This is a genomic window from Pseudomonas sp. CAN1 (assembly GCF_030462585.1).
Lineage (GTDB): Bacteria > Pseudomonadota > Gammaproteobacteria > Pseudomonadales > Pseudomonadaceae > Pseudomonas.
Map to the genome: position 1 here is coordinate 237,747 of NZ_JASMRU010000008.1, position 18,944 is coordinate 256,690.

At 65.8% G+C, this 18,944-nt stretch carries 20 protein-coding genes and 1 riboswitch; of the genes, 9 read left to right on the forward strand and 11 right to left on the reverse strand.

All coding sequences use genetic code 11. The features are described 5' to 3' along the window. The first annotated feature begins 16 nt into the window (after positions 1-16). From QO207_RS14405 to QO207_RS14420, 4 genes are all read left to right on the forward strand, one after another. Complete coding sequence (locus QO207_RS14405) at positions 17-1,018, forward strand: class I SAM-dependent methyltransferase (protein ID WP_301533055.1); 1,002 nt, start codon at positions 17-19, stop codon at positions 1,016-1,018. A gap of 119 nt (positions 1,019-1,137) precedes the next feature. Further along, the gene (locus QO207_RS14410) at positions 1,138-2,595 is read left to right on the forward strand and encodes an amino acid permease (protein WP_301533084.1); all 1,458 of its coding nucleotides are present in this window, start codon (positions 1,138-1,140) and stop codon (positions 2,593-2,595) included. 43 nt (positions 2,596-2,638) lie between these two features. Further along, positions 2,639-2,770, forward strand: a riboswitch (yybP-ykoY riboswitch). A gap of 77 nt (positions 2,771-2,847) precedes the next feature. Further along, the gene (locus QO207_RS14415) at positions 2,848-3,429 is read left to right on the forward strand and encodes a TMEM165/GDT1 family protein (protein WP_301533056.1); all 582 of its coding nucleotides are present in this window, start codon (positions 2,848-2,850) and stop codon (positions 3,427-3,429) included. Between the two features lie 110 nt (positions 3,430-3,539). Further along, entirely contained in the window at positions 3,540-3,983 is a 444-nt protein-coding gene (locus tag QO207_RS14420) for a ketosteroid isomerase-related protein (protein WP_301533057.1), read from the forward strand. Positions 3,984-4,362: 379 nt separating this feature from the next. Here the strand turns inward: QO207_RS14420 and QO207_RS14425 are convergent, their stop codons facing one another. Both QO207_RS14425 and QO207_RS14430 read right to left on the reverse strand, forming a co-directional pair. Then, positions 4,363-5,346: an NAD-dependent epimerase/dehydratase family protein gene (locus QO207_RS14425; protein ID WP_301533058.1), complete on the reverse strand. Its 984-nt coding sequence runs from the start codon at positions 5,344-5,346 to the stop codon at positions 4,363-4,365. Positions 5,347-5,438: 92 nt separating this feature from the next. Beyond that, positions 5,439-6,257 (reverse strand): M48 family metallopeptidase, encoded by an 819-nt coding sequence (locus QO207_RS14430; RefSeq protein ID WP_301533059.1) that lies wholly within the window; start codon positions 6,255-6,257, stop codon positions 5,439-5,441. Between the two features lie 339 nt (positions 6,258-6,596). On the opposite strand from QO207_RS14430, the gene QO207_RS14435 reads away from it, so the two are divergent. Further along, complete coding sequence (locus QO207_RS14435; RefSeq protein ID WP_301533060.1) at positions 6,597-8,729, forward strand: methyl-accepting chemotaxis protein; 2,133 nt, start codon at positions 6,597-6,599, stop codon at positions 8,727-8,729. A 284-nt stretch (positions 8,730-9,013) separates the two neighbouring features. Here the strand turns inward: QO207_RS14435 and QO207_RS14440 are convergent, their stop codons facing one another. From QO207_RS14440 to QO207_RS14450, 3 genes are read right to left on the reverse strand one after another with little or no spacing between them, the layout of a single operon-like run. Further along, positions 9,014-9,625, reverse strand: a complete 612-nt coding sequence (locus tag QO207_RS14440; RefSeq protein ID WP_301533061.1) for an SOS response-associated peptidase — start codon at positions 9,623-9,625, stop codon at positions 9,014-9,016. 19 nt (positions 9,626-9,644) lie between these two features. Then, positions 9,645-9,911: a DUF2007 domain-containing protein gene (locus QO207_RS14445; RefSeq protein WP_301533062.1), complete on the reverse strand. Its 267-nt coding sequence runs from the start codon at positions 9,909-9,911 to the stop codon at positions 9,645-9,647. Further along, positions 9,911-10,093: a CPXCG motif-containing cysteine-rich protein gene (locus QO207_RS14450; RefSeq protein ID WP_301533063.1), complete on the reverse strand. Its 183-nt coding sequence runs from the start codon at positions 10,091-10,093 to the stop codon at positions 9,911-9,913. Before QO207_RS14450 ends, QO207_RS14445 begins: the two co-directional genes overlap by 1 nt. A 134-nt stretch (positions 10,094-10,227) precedes the next feature. Between QO207_RS14450 and QO207_RS14455 the strand changes: the two genes are divergently transcribed. Next, a complete protein-coding gene (locus tag QO207_RS14455; RefSeq protein WP_301533064.1) occupies positions 10,228-11,388 on the forward strand; it encodes a 1-acyl-sn-glycerol-3-phosphate acyltransferase in 1,161 nt (386 codons plus the stop codon). Between the two features lie 43 nt (positions 11,389-11,431). On the opposite strand, the gene QO207_RS14460 is transcribed toward QO207_RS14455, so the two are convergent. Further along, positions 11,432-11,710, reverse strand: a complete 279-nt coding sequence (locus tag QO207_RS14460) for a hypothetical protein (protein WP_301533065.1) — start codon at positions 11,708-11,710, stop codon at positions 11,432-11,434. 263 nt (positions 11,711-11,973) lie between these two features. Here QO207_RS14460 and QO207_RS14465 point away from each other — a divergent pair, with 263 nt between their 5' ends. Beyond that, entirely contained in the window at positions 11,974-12,180 is a 207-nt protein-coding gene (locus QO207_RS14465) for a hypothetical protein (protein WP_301533066.1), read from the forward strand. A 68-nt stretch (positions 12,181-12,248) separates the two neighbouring features. Here QO207_RS14465 and QO207_RS14470 read toward each other — a convergent pair whose 3' ends face one another. Then, positions 12,249-12,836: a YajG family lipoprotein gene (locus QO207_RS14470; protein WP_301533067.1), complete on the reverse strand. Its 588-nt coding sequence runs from the start codon at positions 12,834-12,836 to the stop codon at positions 12,249-12,251. Positions 12,837-13,634: 798 nt separating this feature from the next. Between QO207_RS14470 and mqo the strand changes: the two genes are divergently transcribed. Beyond that, a complete protein-coding gene (mqo, locus tag QO207_RS14475; protein WP_301533068.1) occupies positions 13,635-15,128 on the forward strand; it encodes a malate dehydrogenase (quinone) in 1,494 nt (497 codons plus the stop codon). A 71-nt stretch (positions 15,129-15,199) separates the two neighbouring features. Here the strand turns inward: mqo and QO207_RS14480 are convergent, their stop codons facing one another. The 3 genes from QO207_RS14480 to QO207_RS14490 all read right to left on the reverse strand — a co-directional run bounded on the left by QO207_RS14480 (position 15,200) and on the right by QO207_RS14490 (position 16,692). Continuing rightward, complete coding sequence (locus QO207_RS14480) at positions 15,200-15,601, reverse strand: VOC family protein (protein ID WP_301533069.1); 402 nt, start codon at positions 15,599-15,601, stop codon at positions 15,200-15,202. A gap of 234 nt (positions 15,602-15,835) precedes the next feature. Continuing rightward, complete coding sequence (locus tag QO207_RS14485; RefSeq protein WP_301533070.1) at positions 15,836-16,123, reverse strand: PA4642 family protein; 288 nt, start codon at positions 16,121-16,123, stop codon at positions 15,836-15,838. A 98-nt stretch (positions 16,124-16,221) separates the two neighbouring features. Beyond that, on the reverse strand, positions 16,222-16,692 hold the full coding sequence (locus tag QO207_RS14490) for a hypothetical protein (RefSeq protein ID WP_301533085.1): 471 nt from the start codon (positions 16,690-16,692) through the stop codon (positions 16,222-16,224). A 161-nt stretch (positions 16,693-16,853) separates the two neighbouring features. On the opposite strand from QO207_RS14490, the gene QO207_RS14495 reads away from it, so the two are divergent. Further along, positions 16,854-17,771 carry a LysR family transcriptional regulator gene (locus QO207_RS14495; protein WP_301533071.1) on the forward strand — a complete coding sequence of 306 codons (918 nt, stop codon included), beginning with the start codon at positions 16,854-16,856 and terminating at the stop codon, positions 17,769-17,771. Here the strand turns inward: QO207_RS14495 and QO207_RS14500 are convergent. Then, the coding region (locus QO207_RS14500; protein WP_301533072.1) for an aldehyde dehydrogenase family protein at positions 17,755-18,944 on the reverse strand (1,190 nt) is incomplete at its 5' end. The two genes, QO207_RS14495 and QO207_RS14500, sit on opposite strands and share 17 nt — an antisense overlap.

Here is an 18,944-nt window from a genome sequence, read left to right on the forward strand (position 1 = left end):
TTTGCCAGGAGGCCGCATGTCCAACGCCCCCACCAGTGAAGTGCTGCTGCGCCAGATCGAGCGCTTCCAGGGCCGCGTCCTGCTCGCCGGCCTGCCTGCCGACGCCCTGCTCGGCGACCTGCCGCAGGCGCACGGCTGGAGCTGGCATGCCGGAGAAGCCCGGCAACTCGAAGGCCGCTACGCCGGCCGCTGCCACTTCGGTGCCACGCCGCCTGCCGGCCAGTTCGACGCGGCCGTGCTGTTCCTGCCCAAATCCCGCGAGCTGACCGACTACCTGCTGGCCGCGCTGGCCAGTTGCGTGGCGAACGGCGAGCTGTACCTGGTCGGCGAGAAACGTGCCGGCGTCGAACGCGCCAGCAAGCAGCTCGGCGAATTCGGCCGCGCCAGCAAGCTGGACAGCGCCCGCCACTGCCAGCTGTGGCACACGCACATCGACGGCGCCCCGACTGCACCCGATCTGCATGCCCTCGCCCAACGCTACGAACTGCCGCTGGCCGACGGCCCGCTACAGGTCATCACCCTGCCCGGCGTGTTCAGCCATGGCCGCCTGGACCGAGGCAGCGCGCTGCTGCTGGAGCACCTGGACAAGCTGCCGGTCGGCCACCTGCTGGACTTCGGCTGCGGCGCCGGCGTGCTCGGCGCCACGCTCAAGCGTCGTTATCCACAGAGCCGCCTGACCCTGCTGGACGTCGACGCCTTCGCCATCGAAAGCAGCCGCCTGACCCTGGCCGCCAACGGCCTGGAGGGCGAGGTGATCGCCGGCGACGGCATCGACGCCGCGCCAGAGGGCCTGGCCGCCATCGTCAGCAACCCGCCCTTCCACCAGGGCGTGCACACCAGCTATGCCGCCACCGAGAACCTGCTGCGCCAGTCCGCCCGCCACCTGGCGTCCGGCGGTGAGTTGCGCCTGGTGGCCAACAGCTTCCTGAAATACCCGCCGCTGATCGAACAGCACCTGGGCCCCTGTCGCACCCTGGCCGAGGCCGACGGCTTCCGCATCTATAGCGCCCGGCGCTGATCCAGAGCTCGCACTACACTCCACGCAGCCCGCTGGATCGGCGCACCGCCGCTCGCCCTGAAATATCGAGGACACCCGTGAACCGAAGAATTAGAGATGACGTCGAACTGACTTTCGCCATGGGGCCGAAGGAGAAGCCGCATCATCTGAAGCGCTCCCTCAAGCCGCGCCACCTGAACATGATCGCCATCGGCGGCTCCATCGGCACCGGCCTGTTCGTCGCCTCCGGCAGCACCATCGCCACTGCCGGCCCCGGCGGTGCGCTGCTGGCCTACGCGCTGATCGGCCTGATGGTGTTCTTCCTCATGACCAGCCTGGGCGAACTGGCGGCGTACATCCCCGATTCCGGCTCGTTCTGCACCTACGGCAGCCGCTTCATCGACGATGGCTTCGGCTTCGCCATGGGCTGGAACTACTGGTACAACTGGGCGGTGACGATCGCCGCCGAACTGGTGGCGGCGCAGCTGGTGATGAAGTTCTGGTTCCCGGAAGTCTCGGGCATGTACTGGAGCGCCGGCTTCCTGGCGATCATGTTCATGCTCAACTTCTTCTCGGTGAAGGGCTTTGGCGAGAGCGAGTTCTGGTTCGCGTTGATCAAGGTCGTGGCCGTGGTGATCTTCATCGGCATCGGGCTGGCCAGCATCATCGGCATCATGCACGGCATCGACAGCCCCGGCTTCAGCAACTTCACCACCGGTGACGCGCCCTTCGTCGGCGGCCTGCAGGCGATGATCGGGGTGGCGATGATCGCCGGCTTCTCGTTCCAGGGCACCGAGCTGATCGGCGTCGCCGCGGGCGAATCGGAGAATCCGCAGAAGTCCATTCCCATCGCCATCCGCCAGGTGTTCTGGCGAATCCTGATGTTCTACATCCTGTCGATCTTCGTCATCGGCATGCTGATTCCCTACACCGATCCGAACCTGCTCAAGACCGACAGCAGCGATATCAGCACCTCGCCGTTCACCCTCCTGTTCGAACGCGCTGGCCTCGCCGCTGCGGCCGGCGTGATGAACGCGGTGATCCTCTCGGCGATCCTCTCGGCCGGCAACTCGGGCATGTACGCCTCGACCCGGATGCTCTACACCATGGCCACCCAGGGCAAGGCGCCGCGCTTGTTCACCCAGGTCTCCGCCAGCGGCGTGCCGCGCTACGCGCTGTATGCCACCACGCTGATCGGCGCGCTGTGCTTCCTCACCAGCTTCATCGGCGACAAGACCGTCTACACCTGGCTGCTCAACGCCTCGGGCATGTGCGGCTTCATCGTCTGGCTGGGCATCGCGGTGTCGCACTACCGCTTCCGCAAGGGCTTCGTGCTGCAGGGTGGCAACCTCGACGACCTGCCCTACCGCGCCAAGTGGTTCCCCCTCGGCCCGCTGTTTGCCTTCGTGCTCTGCCTGGTCATCACCCTGGGGCAGAACTACCAGGCCTTCGTCGGCGAGCATGTGGACTGGGCCGGGCTGGTCGCCACCTACATCACCATCCCGCTGTTCCTGGCGATCTGGCTGGGCTACCGGTTCAAGAACGGCACCCGCTTCATTCGCTATGAAGACATGGATGTGCGACCGAAGACGGACTGATCCTACTGGCAACTTGCCCAAGTCCTACGACTTGGGCAGAATGCGCCCCGTCCTAGGGGAGTAGTCTCCCGCGAGCGCCCTGCTCGCCCGGCACGCGTCAACATACTTGGTCCACAGACCATGGCGCGTGCGACCCAAGCCTGCAGCGTTCAGGCCCGGGTTTGACAAGACCTATGACACGAGCAACCTGACCCGGGGCGGGCAGGTGGCGCGTGTCATGGTGATTAGTCGACCCGCCCCTTAGGAAGCCTGATGGAATCCCTGTTCGTCCCCACCCTGATCGTTGCCCTCGCGGAAATCGGCGACAAGACGCAACTGCTCGCGCTCGTCCTCGCCGCGCGTTTCCGCAAGCCCTGGCCGATCATCGCCGGGATCATCGCCGCCACCCTGGCCAACCACTTCGCCGCCGGCGCCGTCGGCAGCTGGGTCGCCTCGTTCTTCTCCGAAGCCACCCTGAGCTGGGTGCTGGCCGTGTGCTTCCTGGCGGTCGCCGGCTGGACCCTGATCCCGGACAAACTGGATGACGACGAAGAAGGCTCGCTGAAGAAGTTCGGCCCCTTCCTCACCACCCTGATCGCCTTCTTCCTCGCCGAGATGGGCGACAAGACCCAGGTCGCCACCGTGATGCTGGCCGCGCAGTACCCGCACTTCTGGCTGGTGGTCATCGGCACCACGCTGGGCATGCTGATCGCCAACGTACCGGTGGTGCTGGCTGGCAACTTCGCCGCCGAGCGCCTGCCGCTGAACCTGATCCGCCGCCTGGCCGCCGCCGCCTTCGCCATCCTCGGTCTGGCTGCCGTGTACCACGCGCTGAAGCTGGGCGGAGTGCTCTGACCGGCAATCACTGACTGCCGTCCGAAGGGAGGCTGGCGCGCCGGCCAATGCCTGTGTAATGCCAGCGATACACAGTGGCGCCTCCGCCTCCCGCGACACAGGAAGTCGTCATGCCGGACAAAGACCTGAAGAAGATCGCCCGCCACCACATCGACCTGGCCTGGAACAAGGGACACCTGGCGCTGGTGGAGCAGTTGCACAGCCCGGATTTCATCTACAAGAGCTCCTTCACCGCGCAACCGCTGGACAACATCGGCTACCGCGCGCTGGTGGAGGAAATCCGCGGCGGCATGGAGGACCTCGAAGTCGCCGTGGAGGAATGCATCCGCGAGGGCAACAAGGTCTTCACCTGGAGCACCCTGATGGGCAGCATCGCCCGGCCGGTGCTGGGCTATCCGGTCAGCGACCGCATCGTCAGCATCCCCGCCATGGGCTTCTGGATCTTCAATAGCCAGGATCAGGTACAGGAGCTGTGCACGCTGTTCGACATGGAAAGCTTCCGCGCGCAGATGGGCCTGCCCAACCGGCCCTTTGCCGAGAAGGCGTTGCCCTGAACAAAGAAAAAGCCCGGCAGATGCCGGGCTTTTTCTGTCTGCTTGCCACTCTTGCAGGGAACTCCGCAGAGGCTTTTCGTAGGAGCGAGCTTGCTCGCGAACCGGAGCCGCTCGGTGCTGGGCGGTTCGCGAGCAAGCTCGCTCCTACAAGGTTCCCGAGGTCAGCCGCGGCGTCGAAGGCGGATAACCTGCTCCAGATTATCCGCGCCAGGTGCTAGGCCATTGCCGAAGCCAATCCCCGGCTGAGAGCGCTTTTCGCAGGAGCGGATCCTATCCGCGAATCCGGTCGGCAGGCCGGCGCCTTGGCAACGCACCGCTATCGCGGTGATCGCGGAGAAGCTCCGCTCCTACAAGAGCCGATTCGGCGCAGCGGCAGGAATCAGAGGTAGTCGTTGGCGTGGAACCAGGAAATGGCCCGCTCCAGCGTGTCCCCCAACGGCACGTGCGATTCGAACCCCAGCTCCTCACGCGCCTTGCGGCCGTCGAGGAACTGCCCGCCGGCCATGACCTCGATGGCAGTGTCGTCCAGCAGCGGCATCTTGCCGGTCAACCGGTAGCGCCAGCGGCCCAGGGTCGCCAGCGCGCGGGCGCGGTGCAGCGGCATCGGCGTTGGCGCCGGCTTGCCCAGCAGCTTGGCGATGGTCGCCGTCAGCTCGCCCACTTCGATGTTGTGCCCGGTGAGCAGGTAACGCTCGCCCACCCGGCCACGCTCCAGCGCCATGAGCAGCCCGCGCCCGGCCTCGGAGGCGTCGATGACATTCCGCCGACCCGGCACGTAATGCAGCATCTCGTCACGGCCGATGGCCGTGATGATGCGCCCGGTGGTCGGGCCGATATCCAGCTCACCCAGGACCATGCCGGGAATCCCGATCACCACCGGCAACCCACCGCGAGCCTGCTCGCGGGCCTGCTCGTCGAGCGCCCACTTGCACATCACGTAGGCGCTCTTGCCGGTAGGCAGCCCTTCGTAGAACAGCCCTTCATGCCCCGGCAGCCCCTGAGGGTGCGCAGGCATGGCGAAGGCCGAACCGACGTAGAGGATGCGCGGCACTTTCGCCTGCAGGCAGGCGGCGTAGAAATGGTTGGTCAGGTCCAGCGCGCTGGCGACCTCCTCCTGCCAGCGACGCGGACGCACCGGGTAGTAACCGGCGCTGAAGATCACCGCGTCCAGCCCGCTGAGCGCGCGGGCCATGCCCTGGTGATCGAAGAGCTCGGCGACCCGGCACTCCGGCTCGAGGTAGGCCAGGCGCTGGATCTGCGATGAGGGTCGATGGATCAGCACCAGCTGATGGCCGGCCGCCTTGATGGCTCGGGCGGCGTGGTGGCCCAGGAGCCCGGTGGCTCCGAGTACAGCGATTTTCACGGGTGCTCCCTGTTCACTGGGGAAAGCGGCGCAGCCTTACGCCGCCCCTGGCCGTTCGAGAGAATCACGAACTTCTGCTGTAAAGACACGACTCAGCGGGTCTTGGACTGCTCGTAGAGCGGCATGACCTTCGGAATGGCAGCCTGCAGGTTGGCCATCCGCGTGCTGTCCGCCGGGTGGGTGCTGAGGATTTCCGGCGGCGCATCGCCTCCGGCCTGGCCCATCTTCTGCCAAAGGGTGATCGCGGCGTTGGGGTTATAGCCGGCGCGGGCCGACAGTTCCAGGCCGATCAGGTCGGCCTCGTTCTCGTTCTGCCGGCTGTTGGGCAGGGTCAGGCTGTATTCCACGACTTGGTGGGCCATGTCCATGCTGGTCTGGCCCAGCCCCAGCAGCTGGCCACCAATTCCCAGGCCCATCTGCTCGGCGTAAGCGCGGGACATCGCCTCACGGCCATGCTCGCGCAGGGCGTGGGCGATCTCATGGCCCATCACCGCGGCCAGCTCGTCGTCGGTTAGCTTGAGCTTATCGATCAGCCCGGTGTAGACGATGATCTTGCCGCCGGGGCCGCAGTTGGCGTTGAGCTCATCGCTCTGGATGACGTTGACTTCCCACTTCCACGACGGCGCATCCGGGCGGAACGCGCCGGTCTGCGGGATCAGGCGGTCGGCGATGGCCTTCACGCGCTTGGCGTCAGCGCTGCTGGCATCCAGCTTGCCGGCCTTGGAGGCCTCGCTGAGGGTCTGCTGGTAGGACTGCGCATACATCTGATCGACCTGCGCACTGGACAGCATGCTGAACATGTTCTGCTTGCGCTCGACGCCGACGACACCGCCGCTGGTGGTATTCACCTGCTGGCAAGCGGTCAGCAACAGGGCTGCGGCGATGCCGGCAACCCGGAAAACTCTGGGCATGTTGCTCTCCCGAAACAATGCAATCTCCCACGGACAGCGCGCATGGTAGGCCCACCCCCGGTGCCCGGCAACTACCGCGAAACGCTCGGCGCAGCAGTGACTTGCGAAACCCGCCGGGGCCTGCGCGGGCCGCTTCGCCGCACCGACGAAAAGCCCGCGGCAGGGCAGCGATAATTTCACAATGACATCACATGCTAGACCCAGCGCTCGCTGCCGACAATCCTGCGACAGGCGGCAAACAGACGCGTTACAACCCTTTACAACGGCCGCCTAAGGAATTCCCCCGGGCCTGCCGATACAGATAGACAAGCACGCCTCTGGGACATTCCGGGTACCCGTATGAAATTCAAGTCGATCCAGTTTTCCGTGGTCGCGCTGGCGGGTGCCAGCGTTCTGGCGGTGGTCGCCGCGCTGGTGCTGTACGCGCTGTTCGCCGGCTCCCGTACCCAGGCTCTCGTGCAGGATCGCACCCAGGCCCTGCTCGAACAGGTCATCAACGAGCGCCTGGTGGCCCTGGCCCGCGGCCAGGTCAGCCAGATCCAGCGCGAGCTGGAATACCCGCTCACCGTCGCCCGCGACCTGGCCAACACCAACGCCCTGCTCGACGCCACCGACGCCAACGGCCAGCCGCTGCTGGGCATCGGCCGCGCCGGCATGTCCAACCTGCTGCGCCAGACGGTGGAGCAGAACCCGAAGCTGCTCGACGCTTTCGCGGGCTGGGAACCCGACGCCTTCGCCGGCAACGACACCCAGTACGCCGGCCTGCCCGGCTATGACGGCAGCGGCCGGTTCATGCCCTGGTGGTACCGCAAGGACGGCAGCCTGACCGTCGAGGCCATGGGCGACACCCTGGAAAGCCAGAAGATGCAGCCCACCGGCGTGCGCGAAGGCGAGTACTACCTGTGCCCGAAGGAAAAGCACCAACCCTGCATCATCGACCCGGCGCCCTACGAGATGGGCGGCAAGATGGTGCTGATGTCCTCGTTCAACGCGCCGATCATGGTCAAGGGCCAGTTCAAGGGCACCGTCGGCGTCGACCTGTCGCTGGACTTCATCCAGGACCTGCTCAAGACCGCCGACAGCCAGCTCTACGACGGCGCCGGGGAGATGGCGCTGATCTCCACCAATGGCCGCCTGGTCGCCTACACCAAGGACCCGTCCAAGCTGGGCGAACCGGCCGGCAGCGTGCTCGACGCCAACGAAGTGGCCAACCTGAGCAAGCTCACCCTCGACCAGCCGCTGACCTCGCTGGACAAGGAGCACGGCCACATCGAGCTGTTCCTGCCTTTCACCATCGCCGACTCCGGCGCGCGCTGGACGCTGATGCTGCAGCTGCCGCAGGAAGCCGTGCTGGGTGACCTGAACAAGCTGCAGAGCGACCTCAAGGCCCAGCGCGACAGCGACACCCTGGGCATGGCCCTGGTCGGCCTGCTCATCGCCGCCATCGGCCTGGCCGTGATCTGGCTGGTCGGCCACGGCATCGCCCGGCCGCTGCGCCAGCTGGTCGGCATGCTCGACGACATCGCCCAGGGCGAAGGCGACCTGACACGCCGCCTGTCCAGCGAACGTGCCGACGAACTGGGCTCCATCGCCAAGGGCTTCAACACCTTCCTCGGCAAATTGCAGGGCATGATCGGCCAGGTGGTGACCTCGGTGCAGCACGTCAGCGATTCCTCCGAGCACACCGCCGACATCGCCATCCGCACCAACCAGGGCGTGCAGAAGCAGCTGGCGGAAATCGAGCTGGTGGCCACCGCCGTCCACGAGATGACCGCCACCGCCCAGGACGTGGCGCGCAACGCTACCCATGCTGCCGAAGCCGCCAACCATGCCGACCAGGCCGCGCACCATGGCAAGCGCATCGTCGAGAGCAGCTCCACGGCGATCCAGGTACTGGCCAGCGAGATCGGCCGCGCGGTGGGCGTGGTGCAGTCGCTGGCCCGCGACAGCGAGAACATCAACGCGATCCTGGTGGCCATCCGCGGCATCGCCGAGCAGACCAACCTGCTGGCGCTCAACGCCGCCATCGAGGCCGCCCGCGCCGGTGAACAGGGGCGCGGCTTCGCGGTGGTCGCCGACGAAGTGCGCAACCTGGCGCAGAAGACCCAGCAGGCCACCCAGGAAATTCAGTCGATGATCCAGCAGCTGCAGAACGGCACCCGCGACGTGGTGCAGGTGATGCAGCAGAGCCAGGAAAAGACCGCCGACAGCGTGCGTCATGCCGGCGAAGCGGCCGAGGCGCTGGAGTCGATCACCCAGGCGGTGTCGGTGATCAACGACATGAACACCCAGATCGCCAGCGCCGCCGAGGAACAGAGCGCGGTGGCCGAGGACATCAACCGCAACGTCAGCAACATCGGCATGGTCGCCAACCAGGTGGCCGGCGGCGCCGACGAAGCCTCCCAGGCCAGCGCCGAACTGACCAAGCTGGCCGAGCAGCAGCGCCGGCTGGTGAATCAGTTCAAGGTGTAAGGCGACCCGCAGGGCGTACAACCGTTCGCGGTTGTACGCCGATGGGGATGCCCGCGTAGGAGCGGACCTTGTCCGCGAAATCCTTCGCGACGGATTCCGCTTCCACAGGAATCTGCCACAGCTCACCGCTCAATCCCTGCTCACCAAGCCGACCAAAACCGCCATGCCAGTTCGCGAGCAATAACGATGGCGTCCCCCTCGCTCCTACAGGTGTTCATACCTTCGGCATCGGAGTGAGGCGCAGCCTTCGCGGACAAGGTCCGCTCCTACGGGGAGGCCCGGCGTCAGGCGGGAGTCAGGCACTCCGGCCCATTGCAGGTCGGGTCGTTGATGAAGTTCGCCAGCGCCTGTTCGCGCAGTCGCGCCAGGGGCAGATGGGCCAGTTCCAGCACCCGCGCGCTGGCGGTGTCGTTCGACAGCCACTGCGCCTGCTCCTCCAGATCCAGCACCACCGGCCGGCGCAGGTCGCCTGCCGCCTGGGTCAGCAGCGCCACGCTGTAATAGATGTGCCCTTCCACCGGGTAGGCCTCCCACAGCCCGGCGAAGCAGATCAGCCCACCGCCGGACACCCAGTACGGCCGCTTGCGTGGGCCGCGCCATTCGTAGAAGCCGTTGGCCGGCAGCAGGCAGCGGCGCTGGGCGAACGCATCGCGGAACATCGGCTGTTCGGCGACGGTTTCTGCGCGGGCATGGGCCGGCGTGCGCGACAGGTCGGTCAGCCAGGCCGGGGTCAGGCCCCAGCGCGCAAGGTCAGCATGGCGCACACCATTCTCCTCGCGCAGGATCAGCACGCGGGCGCCGGGCGCGAGGTTCCACTGCGGCTGCAGGTCGGCCGGGAAGCCGGCGCTGTCGGCAAGCTCGCGGTTCCAGCGGAACAGGGCGTAGCGGCTGGTCATCGGGGCGCTCGAATCAGGATCAGCAAAGCAGGACGCCAGGGCCACCCTCGTGATCATCGGCAGGGCCCGGCAGGGGTTGCGCGGCATTGTACGCGGCGATCAGCTCCCGCGCCCGCTCGGCCTCCGCGTCGCCCACCCACAGGTGCAGCAGGCCCATGCCCGGCAGCTCGCCGATGCCGCCGACCAGGTGGCGGCCGCCCAGGTGCGACGAAATGCCCTCGCTGGCCAGCATGCCGCCCAGCAGCTCGGCTTCGATCAGGTCGGCGGGTTCGTAGATTCGCTGCATCAATCGTCCTCGCGCTGGACTTCCAGGGACCAGTCGGTGCCGTCGGTGTGGAGCTGGAACAGGATCGGCCGGCAACACACCGGGCAATCCTCATAGTAGCTCTGGTCGCCGCCGGACAGGTCGAGCACGGCCTCGGCCGGCTCGCCGCAATATGGGCAGGAATAGCCCTGACTTTCGAGCATCGCTGGTTCCCCTGTGACTTCCGTTTATAATCGCGCGGTCTTTTTGGGTGCCCACCTCGACCACAGCGTCGCCGTGCGCCCCTCCGAGCCGTCTAGATCGCGGCCCGGTCCTTTCGATACAACCATTAGAGAGCATGATGGGCGAGTTTGAAGCCATCCGACCGTACAACGACGCCGAAGTCCCGGCTGTCCTGCAGCGCCTGCTGAGCGATGACGCCTTCCTCGGCGCGCTGGCGCGTTACCGTTTCCCGCGTCTGTCCGGTCCTTTCGGCTGGTTGCTCAGACCACTTATAGCCCATCGCCTGGCCCGCGAAGTCACCGGCATCCGCAGCGTCGTCGCGCTGCAGGACAAGTTCGAGCCCTACGTCGACCGCACCATCGAGCACGCCACCGACGGCGTCACCTACTCGGGCGTCGAGCGCCTGCAGTCCGGCCGCGCCTACCTGTTCATCGCCAACCACCGCGACATCGTGATGGACCCGGCCTTCTGCAACTACGCGATCTTCCACGCCAAGCTGCCGACGCCGCGCATCGCCATCGGCGACAACCTGCTGCAGAAGCCCTTCGTCAGCGACCTGATGCGCCTGAACAAGAGCTTCATCGTGCACCGCTCCATCAGCGGCCGGCGCGAGAAGCTGGCGGCGTACCAGAACCTCTCGGCGTACATCAATCACTCGATCTGCCAGGACATCCAGTCGATCTGGATCGCCCAGGCCGAGGGCCGCGCCAAGGACGGTAACGACCGCACCGATTCGGCGATCCTCAAGATGTTCCACATGAGCCGCAAGGACGAGCCGTTCGCCGAGGTGGTGCGCCAGCTGCACCTGATCCCGGTGTCGATCAGCTACGAGTACGACCCCTGCGACGCCGCCAAGGCCCGCGAGCTGTTCACCCGCGCCACCACCGGCGAGTACAAGAAGGCGCCAGGCGAGGACGACCGCAGCATCGTGCAGGGCATCACCGGCTACAAGGGCCGGGTGCACATCAACTTCGGCGAGGAAATCACCGGCGACTTCGCCGATGCCAAACAGCTCGCCGCCGAGCTGGACCGGCAGATCCTCGGCAACTACCGGCTGTTCCCGGTGCACTACCTCGCCTACGAGGCCTCCGAGCTGCGCGACGCCGCACTGAACGTGCCGCGCGCCGAGACGCTGTTCAAGGCCGAGGAACTGCAGCGCGCGCGCACCGAATGGGAGCGCCGCCTCGGCGAATGCCCCGCGGAGCAGCGTGGCCACCTGATCCTGCAGTACGCCAACCCGGTGCTGAACCAGTACCGGCTCAAGCAGCCGGCATGAAAAAAGGCGCCTACGGGCGCCTTTTTTCCAACTCTCAAACGGATCAGAGCTGGGTGCTATACCAGCTCACCGTCACCGCCAGCGCCATGCAGGCGAAGCCGAAACGGTAGAAGAAGCGGTTCATCCGCGCGGTCGGCTCGATGCTGTCCAGCGCTACCGGGGCGATTTCGCTCTCGGCGGCCAGACGCGCCAGGGCGAGGCGTTCGCGGCGACGGGTCGCCAGCAGCAGCCAGCCTCCGGCCAGGGCGAAGAACAGGGCCAGGTCGTTCACGATACGACCGGGATGGGCCTGGAACAGGTTCCAGAGCGCCTGCAGCGACATCACAACCTCCGCTTCAGAACTGCACGCCATCGACTTCGAAGCAAAGCGGGGGTCAGTCTGGGACGAACGGGCATGGCCCGTCATGGATGAGAAACAATCGACGCGCATTTTATCTGCTGGCCCGCCTTCGCAGCCAGCGCGCAACGCTTATTTACGACGAGCGTAAGAATTATCGAGAAATGGTCTAAGACCTCTCAGGCGCCCTGGCACGTTGCTGGCTTGAACGAATTCTGCCAATCCGTATTTCGCCAAGGAGATTCGCCATGCTCGAGATCATCCCCCACGAAAACGCCTACCTGATCGAACACCTGGAAGAAATCGAAGCCGTGGTCGTCGAACTCTCGTTCAACGTCCAGGACGACCACTGGCTGGTCTATACCCAGGCGTGCGGCCACGAGCATCTGGACCTGCCGGAAACCGACGAGCGCATGCGTTCGTTCGAGGTCGACCCGTACCGCCAGGCCGCCTGATCACTCCCGATCAGCGCCCATGAAAAAGCCCGGCCTAGGCCGGGCTTTTTCATGTCGCCGGAAATCAATCAGCGCTGGTTCAGCGTCTGGCCGATGGTCGGGTCCTTGAACACACGGGTCAGCGCGTCGCTGAGCACATCGCTCACCAGCTTGGTGTTGGTCTGCTCATTGGGCGCCATGCCGAAGCGCTGGTTCAGCGAAGCACCGTAGCGGCCGCTGTAGCGGCGGGTGCCGCTCTGCACGTCGGCGCGGAAGGTGGCGCCGATGTCGGCCTCGGTGACGTACATGCCTTCCTTGGGCGACTGGTATTTCAGTTCGGTCAAGGTCAGCGTCAGTTGCGGTGCGTTGTAGGCGTTGGCCGACGGGGTGAAGCCCAGCAGGCGCACGGCGGTTTCAGCCTGCAGCTGCAGCTTGGGGATCACATCCTCGCTGCGCACGGTCAACTGGCTGGTTTCCGAATACAGGCCGCCACGGGTACCCAGCGCAGTGCTCGGGCGACCGTCGACGACTTTCACCGCCACCGGCTGGCCCTGGCCAACGGCGGCGACCGGGCCCTTGAACTCGGGGCTCGGGTTGAGTTGTTGCGGGCTGAGTGCGCAGCCGGTCAAGGTCAGGCTGGCGGCAGCGATAACGCCAAGCAACAGGCGAGGCAGCATGCTCATCTCTCCATGGGGTAAGCGATGGCCGGCAGTATACCGGCGGGCAGCGCGGTCAGATAGCGCTTGGCCATTGGACGCGGAACAGGTTCTCAGGGTTCCCGTCGCAACGCGTCGTTCGGCCGCCTTGACCCACTTGCAGGCAGCGCGCACCGGGACGGGGCGCAAATGGGCAACAAGAGGTACACCCTAGGAAAAAAGTCTAAGGTGCCGAGCTTTTTTATCGGTTTCGCCGTTATAATCGCCCCCCGATTATAAGGACGCCTCCTGGTCGGGCCCCGCACGATGCCGACACACCGTGTCTCGCCTCTGCCACCCCTCAAAGAGAGTCGCCACTCGCCTCGGTCACTGGCCGTCGCGCTTTGTACGTTCGTTGCGCAGAACTTGGCAAGGATGCAGCCGCCCCCTCCGCACGGAGACCGGACCGGCCCGCGACGACGATCCCCTTTGAGCTTCACGCCTCCAAAAGAGCGTGATCGAAGGTTTTTCACTACTTCACGAGAGTGTGGCGAGCAATGAAGAGTTTTGCGTTGGTAGCACCATTGACGTCTGACCCCGCAGCACTGAATCGCTTTTTCGGCACCGGAAGCCGCGCCTGAGCGCCACTCCCCGATGCACTTGCGGATGACTTCGTCTGTCCGTGGATTGCCGAGAAGGTCTGCATTCCCCCTCCTCCGATCCCGGCTCGAAGCATTCGTGAAAGGTCTTCCGACCTGAGAAGAATTCGGACAACTGTTTTGCGCAGTGGGCGTGAAACCCTTGTCACAACTGGCTGCTGATAGTTTTGGAGACGCGTTAATGGCGCAGAACGAAATCGAATCGATGGACGTGCTGCTGGTCGGCGCCGGCATCATGAGCGCAACCCTGGCTGTCCTGCTCAAGGAAGTCGATCCGGGCGTGAAGCTGGAGATCGTCGAACTGCAGGAATCCGGAGCCATCGAGAGTTCCAACCCGTGGAACAACGCCGGCACCGGTCACGCCGGCCTCTGCGAGCTGAACTACACCCCGCAGGCGGCCGACGGCTCGATCGACATCAAGAAGGCGGTGAACATCAACGCCCAGTTCGAGGTGTCCAAGCAGTTCTGGGCCTACCTGACCGGGAAGGACGCCTTCGGCGCGCCGCGCAACTTCATCAACCCCGTTCCGCACATGAGCTTCGTGCGTGGCAAGGACATTCCGTTCCTGAAGAAGCGCCATGAGCTGCTCAGCCAGCACCATGCCTTCACCTCGATGGAATACACCGAGGACCGCGCGAAGATCGCCGAATGGGCCCCGCTGACCATCCCCGGTCGCCCGGCCGACGAGCAGGTCGCCATGACCCGCGTCGCCAGCGGCACCGACGTCAACTTCGGCGCCCTGACCAACCAGCTGCTGGGCTACCTCTCCAGCCGCGAAGGCAGCGACGTCCGCTACTTCCAGAAAGTGGTCGGCCTGGAGCGTTCCGGCGACGGTTGGCTGGTGGACATCAAGAACACCCAGACCGGCGACGCCCGCAAGGTCAAGGCGAAGTTCGTCTTCCTCGGCGCCGGCGGCGGCGCGCTGCCGCTGCTGCAGATGTCCGGCATTCCGGAAAGCAAGGGCTTCGGCGGCTTCCCGGTGAGCGGCCAGTGGCTGCGTTGCGACAACCCGGAAGTGGTCAAGCATCACCAGGCCAAGGTCTACAGCCAGGCCGAAGTGGGTGCCCCGCCGATGTCCGTGCCGCACCTGGACACCCGTGTGGTCGAGGGCAAGACCTCGCTGCTGTTCGGCCCGTACGCCGGCTTCTCCACCAAGTTCCTGCGCCACGGTTCGTTCCTCGACCTGCCGCTCTCGGTGCGCACCAGCAACCTGCTGCCGATGCTCGCCGTGGCCCGCGACAACATGGACCTCACCCGCTACCTGGTGAAGGAAGTCATGCAGTCGATGGACCAGCGCATCGAAGCCCTGCGCAAGTTCTACCCGGAGCTGAACCCGGCCGACTGGCGCCTCGAAACCGCCGGCCAGCGCGTGCAGATCATCAAGAAGGACCCGAAGAAAGGCGGCATCCTGCAGTTCGGTACCGAACTGGTTGCAGCCCAGGACGGCAGCATCGCCGCCCTGCTCGGCGCCTCGCCGGGTGCCTCGGTCACCGTCTCGATCATGCTGGGCCTGCTGGAGCGCTGCTTCCCCGAGCGCTACCAGTCGGCCGAGTGGACCGCGAAGCTCAAGGAGATCTTCCCGGCCCGCGAGAAGCAGATGGAAACCGACGCCGCGGTGTACCGCGAAGTCAACCAGATGACCGCCGACCGTCTGCAGATCGTCGCCGCGTCCTGAGTGCTGCACCCATGAAAAAGCCCGCCATCCGGCGGGCTTTTTCGTTTCTGCTTTCGTTCCGGGTGCAGGGCTCAGTGGCAACTGACCATCCAGCCGATGCCGAAGCGGTCGGTGAGCATGCCGAAACGCTGCGCCCAGAAGGTTTTCTCCAGCGGCATCTCCACCTTCCCCTCCTCCGCCAGGGCGGCGAATGCCTGCTCCGCGGCCACCACGCTGCGCAACGTCAGGTGCAGGGAGAAACCGTTGAAACTGGCGTTGTGCTCGCCACGACCGTCGGACAGGAACACCTCCGTCTCGCCGATGTGCAGGCTGGCGTGCATCACCTTGTCCAACCAGCCATCGGGCACCGGCGCGGGGCCAGGGGCCTCCTCGTAGCGCATCAGCGCGCCGAGCTGGGCGCCCACCGCGTGCTGGTAGAAGGCAATGGCCTCATCGGCGCGACCATGGAAAAACAGATAGGGCTGTACTTGCACGGCTTCGTCCTCGCCTTGTCGTTATCGTTGTGAGGAGAAGTCTAGGCGGGGATTACTGGAGGCGTCCGGCGAGTCTTTACGTAGGATGGGAGGAGCGCAGCGATACCCATGCGGTCCGACGCTTGGAAGTGATAGGTATCGCTTCGCTCCACGCCATCCTACCTGGAGTTTTTCCTATCGGATTCATGCACAAAAAAGCCCGCACATGGCGGGCTTTTCGGCGAATCCGATCGATCAGCCGCGGGCGGCCTTGATCAGCTCGATGTAGGGCTCGGCCTGGCGCTGATCCTGGATCAGGGCGATGAAGTCCTGGCCCTGGGCGTCCTTGGCGGACAGGTCGTAACCGGCTTCGACGAAGAAGCCGATGAAGCGCTCGAAGTCGTCGACGCGCAGGCCGCGGTAGGCCTTGACCAGCTTGTGCAGGGACGCCGGGGTGTCGTCGGCCGGTTCCACCTCGAGGAACAGCTTGATGGCGTCATCGTTGATCTCTTCGCCAATCACCTGCTTCTTGTCTTTACGCATCGCTCGCTTCTCTCTACGGCTGTCTCGGGGATCGCGGCCGGCAACGGCTCAGGCCGGGCACCACGGGTCGGGCAGTTTAACCCCGCGCCGGGCGCGGCTCAACGCGCGCGAACGGCGCCGGTATGCAGGTCGGCCCAGATATGGCCGTTGCCGTAGGTGAGGAACTGCACGTAGACGGTGCCGTTGCGCAGCAGGTCGAGCAGCTGTGGATAAGCCGATTGCGGGTAATACAGGCTGAGCACGCGGGTCTTCTCGTCGTAGGCCGGCTTCTTCAGGCTCTTGCCCTCAACATCGAAGCTGATGACCACCTGGCTGATCTGCGCGCCCTTGTTCAGCGGCTTGCCCTTGAGGCGCAGCAGCGACGGCGTGGTGATCGGGATCGGCTGCTGGTTGGACTGGCGCTGGTTGCCCAGCACCACGCTGTACTCGGTGACCTGCAGTAGTTGTTGCTGCTCCGGCTCGCCCTGGCGCAGGTTGGCGTCGTCCGGCGGCAGGAACTGGCTGTGCATCGGCGCGGCAATAGCGGCGCCGGCAAAGCCGAGGGGAAGGCAGAACAACAGCGCCAGCATGGCGCCCGGCATGCGAACGGACATCATCACCTCCGCGGGACAGGGCCGAGCACTCTAGCACGGGCCCGAAGCGCCACGACAGGCGCTCATGGCGAGCTCCGCGATACATTGATAGCCTTCGACGTCAGACACATCTCACATCGACAAAGGCCCGCCCCGCGATGCTGCATAACGTCTCCGATCTCGACCTGCGCCTGCTGCGCATCTTCGCCTGCGTGGTGCGCTGCGGCGGCTTTTCCGCGGCCCAGGGCGAGCTGGGCATGGGCCAGTCGACCATCAGCACGCACATCGCCAGCCTGGAGACGCGCCTGGGCTACCGCCTCTGCGAGCGCGGCAAGAGCGGCTTCCGCCTGACCGAGAAAGGCGAGCGCGTGCTGGACTATGCGCAGAACCTGTTCAGCGCGCTGGGGGACTTCCGCGATCAGGTGCAATCCCTCGCCGGGCGACTGGTCGGCGAGCTGCACCTGGGCCTGGCCGACAACATCGCCACTCTCCCCGACGCACGCATCCACCAGACCCTGGCTCGCTTCAACCGCCGCGATCAGGACGTGCGCCTGCATTTCCTCATCGAATCCTCCAGCGAACTGGAGCGTCTGGTGCTCAGCGGCCGCCTGCACCTGGCCATCGCCTGCTTCAGCCGGCGCCTGCCAAATCTGCGCTACGAGCCGCTGTACCACGAGCGGGTGGCCGTGTTCTGCGGGCGTGGGCATCCGCTGTTCGACAAACAGGTGAGGGACGCGGGCGAACTGGAAAGCTGCGACTGGATCCAGCACGGCTATGCGGTGGCCGACGTACAGTTGCCGGCCGACCCGCAACGCAGCACGGCCTTCGCCCAGCACATGGAAGCGGTGCTACACGCCGTGCGCGCCGGCACCCACCTGGGCTACCTGCCCACCCACTACGCCGAGCGCTGGGTCGGACAGGGCGAGATGCGCGCACTGCTGCCGGACAGCCTCGGCTACGGCATCACCCACAGCCTGGTGGTGCGCGACGAGCCGGGGCACAACGAAGCGCTCCAGGCGCTGGTCGAGGACCTGCGCCTGGAGCACGGGGTGACACCGATCAGCGCGGCGCGGTGATGTGCTTGATATCGAAGAACGCCGACAGGCCCCACGGGCCCAGCTCCCGGCCGATGCCGCTACGTTTGCCGCCGCCCCAGGAAGTCTGCGGGAACACCACTTGCGGCGAGTTCAGCCAGACGTTGCCAGCCTCCAGGTTCTCGGCGACGCGCTGGGCGCGCTCGAGGTCGGCGCTGCAAACGGTGGCGGCCAGGGCGAAGTCGCTGTCGTTGGCCTGAGCCAGGGCATCCGCTTCATCAGCGAAGGTGCGCACACAGAGCACCGGGCCGAAGATTTCCTCGCGCCACAGGCGGCTGTCCGCCGGCACGCCGGTATAGACGGTCGGCTGGATGAACCAGCCCTCGCCCGCTTCGCCGCCGGTCAGGCAGGCCAGGCCTTCATCGCGGGCAACGGCGAAGTAGTCGAGCACCTTGCGGTACTGCGCTTCGCTGGTCATCGGGCCCATGTCGGTCTCGCCGAGCAGCGAGTCGCCAACGCGCAGACCTTCCACCGCAACCTTCAGCTTCGCCAGCAGCGACTCGGCGATGGACTCCTGCACCAGCAGGCGCGAGGTGGCGGAGCACATCTGCCCGGCGTTCCAGTAGACGCCGGCGATGATCCACTGCACGGCCTCGTCCAGGTCGCAGTCCTCGAACACCAGGATCGGCGACTTGCCACCCAGCTCCAGACCCACCGGCAGCGTACGCGCGGCGGCGGCTTCCATGACCTTGCGGCCGACCACGTTGCTGCCGGTGAAGGACAGCTTGGCGATGCCCGGATGGCTGCACAGCGCGGCGCCGGCATCGGCCAGGCCTGGCACCAGGTTCAGCACGCCGGCCGGCAGGCCGATGGCATCGGCGATCTCGCCCAGCACCAGTTCGATCAGAGGGGTGATTTCCGAGGGTTTGAGCACCACGGTGCAGCCTGCCGCCAGGGCCGGCGCGACTTTCCAGGCGCTGGTCACCAGCGGGAAGTTCCACGGCACGATCAGGCCGACCACGCCGATAGGCTCGAAGCGGGTCTGCGAGCGGTAGCCGGCGTCCGGCAGGGCGACTTCGGCGTGCTCGGAGCTGACCCCGAGGTTGCCGGAGATGGTCGGCAGGGCGACGTTGGCGATGGTGGTGTCGAGCACCTGCATGAAGGTCGCCAGCGACAGGCCGATGGTGGCCATCACCAGGCTGGGCGGGCTGAAAC

Bases quoted from the DNA above. Each gene is read 5' to 3' on its own strand.
- QO207_RS14445 (WP_301533062.1), bottom strand. From the start codon at position 9,911: ATGCAGCGAATCTACGAACCCGCCGACCTGATCGAAGCCGAGCTGCTG.
- QO207_RS14490 (WP_301533085.1), bottom strand. From the start codon at position 16,692: ATGCTGGCGCTGTTGTTCTGCCTTCCCCTCGGCTTTGCCGGCGCCGCT.
- QO207_RS14470 (WP_301533067.1), bottom strand. From the start codon at position 12,836: ATGCTGCCTCGCCTGTTGCTTGGCGTTATCGCTGCCGCCAGCCTGACC.
- QO207_RS14485 (WP_301533070.1), bottom strand. From the start codon at position 16,123: ATGCGTAAAGACAAGAAGCAGGTGATTGGCGAAGAGATCAACGATGAC.
- QO207_RS14420 (WP_301533057.1), top strand. From the start codon at position 3,540: ATGCCGGACAAAGACCTGAAGAAGATCGCCCGCCACCACATCGACCTG.
- QO207_RS14465 (WP_301533066.1), top strand. From the start codon at position 11,974: ATGCTCGAGATCATCCCCCACGAAAACGCCTACCTGATCGAACACCTG.
- QO207_RS14495 (WP_301533071.1), top strand. From the start codon at position 16,854: ATGCTGCATAACGTCTCCGATCTCGACCTGCGCCTGCTGCGCATCTTC.
- QO207_RS14410 (WP_301533084.1), top strand. From the start codon at position 1,138: ATGGGGCCGAAGGAGAAGCCGCATCATCTGAAGCGCTCCCTCAAGCCG.
- QO207_RS14405 (WP_301533055.1), top strand. From the start codon at position 17: ATGTCCAACGCCCCCACCAGTGAAGTGCTGCTGCGCCAGATCGAGCGC.
- QO207_RS14440 (WP_301533061.1), bottom strand. From the start codon at position 9,625: ATGACCAGCCGCTACGCCCTGTTCCGCTGGAACCGCGAGCTTGCCGAC.
- QO207_RS14455 (WP_301533064.1), top strand. From the start codon at position 10,228: ATGATGGGCGAGTTTGAAGCCATCCGACCGTACAACGACGCCGAAGTC.
- QO207_RS14435 (WP_301533060.1), top strand. From the start codon at position 6,597: ATGAAATTCAAGTCGATCCAGTTTTCCGTGGTCGCGCTGGCGGGTGCC.
- mqo (WP_301533068.1), top strand. From the start codon at position 13,635: ATGGCGCAGAACGAAATCGAATCGATGGACGTGCTGCTGGTCGGCGCC.
- QO207_RS14415 (WP_301533056.1), top strand. From the start codon at position 2,848: ATGGAATCCCTGTTCGTCCCCACCCTGATCGTTGCCCTCGCGGAAATC.
- QO207_RS14450 (WP_301533063.1), bottom strand. From the start codon at position 10,093: ATGCTCGAAAGTCAGGGCTATTCCTGCCCATATTGCGGCGAGCCGGCC.
- QO207_RS14430 (WP_301533059.1), bottom strand. From the start codon at position 6,257: ATGCCCAGAGTTTTCCGGGTTGCCGGCATCGCCGCAGCCCTGTTGCTG.
- QO207_RS14460 (WP_301533065.1), bottom strand. From the start codon at position 11,710: ATGTCGCTGCAGGCGCTCTGGAACCTGTTCCAGGCCCATCCCGGTCGT.